At 34.9% G+C, this 4,476-nt stretch carries 2 protein-coding genes; both read left to right on the plus strand.

Annotated features, from left to right (window positions below; all coding sequences use genetic code 11):
- Positions 1 to 1,665: 1,665 nt before the first annotated feature.
- Positions 1,666 to 3,234: a carotenoid isomerase gene (crtH, locus tag AC3DU7_RS01750; RefSeq protein ID WP_488037648.1), complete on the plus strand. Its 1,569-nt coding sequence runs from the start codon at positions 1,666 to 1,668 to the stop codon at positions 3,232 to 3,234.
- A gap of 135 nt (positions 3,235 to 3,369) precedes the next feature.
- Positions 3,370 to 4,365: a sulfurtransferase gene (locus tag AC3DU7_RS01755; RefSeq protein ID WP_488037649.1), complete on the plus strand. Its 996-nt coding sequence runs from the start codon at positions 3,370 to 3,372 to the stop codon at positions 4,363 to 4,365.
- Positions 4,366 to 4,476: the final 111 nt, after the last annotated feature.

The raw sequence follows: 4,476 nt of genomic DNA on the forward strand, positions 1-4,476 counted from the left end.
CTTTTAAGGGGATGAAAAGCAGTTGTTTTGCTAGGGCATAACTACGTTAACGGCTATCGCCGACATGTTTGCGTAGCATTCCGCAGGAAAAAGCGCAGCTTCCCGTAGGGTGGGATGGCTATCTTCGGAGCGGCTCTGCAAGAGCGGGTCTCCGTTCCCTCCGGGACGCTTTCCTTGCGGAATGCTATCGCAAACGCGTTAGCGGAGCTTTGCGCTAGCAAACGCCATATCCAATCGACCAAGAGAGCGGTCGTTTTGCTAGGGCATAACTACGTTAACGGCTGTCGCCGACATGTTTGCGTAGCATTCCGCAGGAAAAAGCGGAGCTTCCCGTAGGGTGGGATGGCTATCTTCGGAGCGGCTCTGTCAAGAGCGGGTTTCCTAGTCATATCCAATCGACCAAGAGAAATCAAGTTCAATATTTCAAGCCTTTGACTTTCCTAGGTCATGCTGCGCAAATAGGCAGAGGCACTGATAACTGATAACTGAAATGACAGTTAGATATTAAACTTGCAAAAGAAAAGGTACAGAAGTTTCCGAAGCTATGAGGTACAGTGATTTTTATTTTTTTCTGTTCCCTGTTTCCTGTTCCCTCAAACCTAAAATTTTGTACTTCATAACAACGGAAAACGCTGTAAATTTATAATAGAAGTAGGAATTTAGGTGGGGATAATTTTGATTTTAAAGTAAATAAAAAAATGCTATTTTCCCCCGCCCATTCTATTATTTATTTAGTAGATGAGTATTAGTACCATTGAGAAAATTTGTAGAAATTCAATGTTTGTTGAACCGAAAAAATTATCATCAAAACTTCAGTAATACCAATTTGATAAATGTTTGTTATAAATGGTAGGGACGTTGCATGCAACGTTCCTACGAAAGAAGGAATAGGGAAGAAAAAAGAAGGGGTAAATATTGAAAAAAAGGGAAAAAAGATAGAAATAACTATCTCAAATTAACTGGAGCAGCTATTTTTAAGCATATCCGATCAATATCTACCTTTTTGTAGCATTCTTTTTTCAAATTGCTATAAAGTCAAAAAAGATATTTCTATTGTTATTAATAATTTTATCTACAAAGCTAGCGCGAAGCGAATACTGAGAATATTGGAAAGCCAATTCCTAATGCAATAGACATCTCCAAAAATTAAAAATAAAATCAATTCTTATCCATAAATTATCAATTATTCTTCTCTGTTCCCTGTTCCCTGTTCCCTGTTCCCTGTTCCCTCTTTTCTGGAGATGTCTAATAATTTAGAAGATTACTGATGCTGTGATCTGCGATAGAATGTCCTTTATACTGAGCGATCGCACTATCCAAAAAATAGTAATCTCTGGGAAATGCTGTTGAAATAAAGATAAAACGTAACTCCAAGTTATAGAAAAATAAGAGCAACATGATTTAACCAATAACGAAGACGACATAAATTTCGTGCTGCTGCTATCAAAATGTGTTGTAATAACGTGTCTGCATGATTAAGTGTAATAAAAATTTTCTCCTCTAAATGTTGAATAAATATCTCACCTTTCTGGTTCTATAACTTGTGTATCTTAGCAGTTTGATAATTGCTATATATATCTACTAAATTTGATTAATTTAAATCAAACACTATTAACATTATAAGCGCTACACTAAAATCTAGCAAATTTTGACAAAGGTTTTACTATGACAATTTCTCCAGCATCTCAGTCATTAACTGACAAATTTCCTCCAATACTTGAATATGATGCAATAGTCATTGGTTCTGGAATTGGTGGTTTAGTTACAGCTACTCAACTTGCAGCCAAAGGAGGCAAAGTTATAGTATTAGAAAGTTATACTATTCCTGGTGGTAGCTCCGGTTACTTTGAAAGGGAGGGGTACACATTTGATGTTGGTGCATCAATGATATTTGGCTTTGGCAAGAAAGGTACAACAAATTTACTGACTCGTGCTTTAGACGCGGTAAATGTTAGCATAGAAACAATTCCAGATCCGGTACAAATACATTATCATCTACCAGATAATTTAGAGTTAAAAGTTCACCAAGAATATGAAAAATTTATCAAAGAATTAACTCAAATATTTCCCCAGGAAAAAAAAGGAATTCGTCAGTTTTATGATGAATGTTGGGCAGTATTTAATTATCTCAATTCTATGGAGTTATTATCTCTAGAAGAATTAAAATATCTCTCTAAATCATTTTTTCAACATCCTGGTTCTTGTCTAGGTTTATTGAAGTATTTACCTCAAAATGTAGGTGATGTTGCACGTCGATATATTAGCGATAAACAATTATTAAAGTTTATTGATATGGAATGTTATTGTTGGTCAGTAGTTCCAGCAGATTTGACACCAATGATTAATGCAGGAATGGTGTTTTCCGACCGCCACTATGGTGGTATTAATTATCCTAAAGGTGGTGTGGGTAAAATTTCTCAAAAACTGGTAGAAGGTTTAGAGAAAACAGGGGGAGAAATTAGATATAAATCTCGCGTTCAACAAATTATTATCGAAAAGGGAAAAGCGGTAGGAGTTAAGTTAACTAATGGTAAGGTTTATCGAGGTAAACGAATTATTTCTAATGCGACGAGATGGGATACTTTTGGTAAGTTAATTCCAGCAGAAAATATACCGCCAAGTGAGAAAAAATGGCGCAGTAATTATCAAAAATCACCAAGTTTTTTAAGTTTACATTTAGGAGTAGAAGCTTCCGTATTTCCAGAAGGTACAGAATGTCATCATATTGTATTAGAAAATTGGGATAAAATGGAAGAATCAGAAGGTACAATTTTTGTCTCTATTCCTACACTTTTAGACCCAGATTTAGCACCAAAAGGTCATCATATAGTTCATAGTTTTACACCTAGTTATATAGAAGATTGGCAAGGATTAACAATCAAAGAATATGAAGCAAAAAAAGAAGAAGCTGCGGGGCGAGTTATTGATAAATTAGAAAATATTTTTCCTGGTTTAGATGCTGGTTTAGATTATATGGAAGTAGGAACAGCTCGTTCCCATCAAAGATTTTTAAATCGTGAAGATGGCACCTATGGGCCTATTCCTAGTCGTAAGTTAAAAGGTCTATTAGCAATGCCATTTAATCGTACTGCAATACCTGGTTTATATTGTGTTGGAGATAGTACATTTCCTGGTCAAGGTTTAAATGCTGTGGCATTTTCTGGTTTCGCTTGCGCTCATAAAGTTGCTGTTGATTTAGGATTAAAAAAGAGGAGTAGAGGAGTAGGGGAGTAAGGGAGTGGGGGAGTGGGGGAGTGGTAAACATCAGAATAATTAAGACGAACTGACTAACATATCTGCTCCTTATCCCTACTTTTTTTCCTTGCTTTTTCCTGCCAAGATATGCCCAATAAACGAGTAAACTACTATATGTTTAAGAGCCTCAATTTAAGTGTACTTAAATTTATTTTACTGCTAGGATTAATCACATTTGGATTAATTTCTACGTTAGCGATCGCTAATTATATTAAAACCGCCGAAATTGTTAATAATCAATCTACTAATTCTCAATTCGTTCTTAATCAATCTTCTCAAAAAATATTAAATAATCAATGGATAATTAATTCTACTCAAGCTCATGAATTAGTTGTACAAGGAGCAACAATTTTAGATGCTCGTTCTTGCAAAATATTTAATACTCAACGTTTGTTAAACGCAACTTGTATTAGCTGGCAAAAATTTTCTCAGTCTCAATCTCCATTTAAAGGAAAATTACTTACAGATGACAAAATTTTGACAGAAAAATTACAAGCTATAGGCATTTTTAATCACAAACCAGTAATAGTATTTGGCAATGCCATAAATGGTTGGGGAGAAGATGGCAGAATAGTGTGGATGTTACGTACTTTAGGTCATCAAAAATCCTTCTTAGTCGATGGAGGTTTTACTGCTTTAGTTAAAGCAGGTTTTCCTACAGTTAACTTTACGAAAAATAATTCTCCACCTAGAGGAGATTTTGTTGTTAATCGGAATAAAAATTGGCATATTAGTCAGAATGAATTAAAAACAATTTTAGAAAAAGATAACTTAGTAATTATTGACACTAGAGAGCCACAAGAATATGCTGGAAAAACACCCTATGGAGAACAACGTGGCGGTCATATTCCAGGAGCAATTCATATCTATTTTAAGTATTGGTTAGATAATAATGGGATGTTATTATCGCGGGATAAAATTTTAGAAATTTTGAAAGAAAAGGGAATTACAAAAGATAAAATTATTGTGACTTATTGTACGGGTGGTGTACGTTCTGCTTGGTCTACTTCTGTATTGACAGATTTGGGATTTAAGGTGAAAAATTATTCTGGTTCTATGTGGGAATGGTCAGCTAGTAGTGCAGATATTTATCCTTTGAATAGGGAGTAGGGGAGTAGGGGAGTGAGGGAGTAGGGGAGTAGGGGAGAAATAAACATAATAATAATTAACATTAACTGAGCTGCTAATTAATAAAAAGGGACTTTATCTGTATTAATTATT

It is taken from the genome of Okeania sp. (assembly GCF_983059655.1).

Coding starts and splice junctions, on each gene's coding strand:
- crtH (WP_488037648.1), top strand. CDS start 1,666: ATGACAATTTCTCCAGCATCTCAGTCATTAACTGACAAATTTCCTCCA.
- AC3DU7_RS01755 (WP_488037649.1), top strand. CDS start 3,370: ATGTTTAAGAGCCTCAATTTAAGTGTACTTAAATTTATTTTACTGCTA.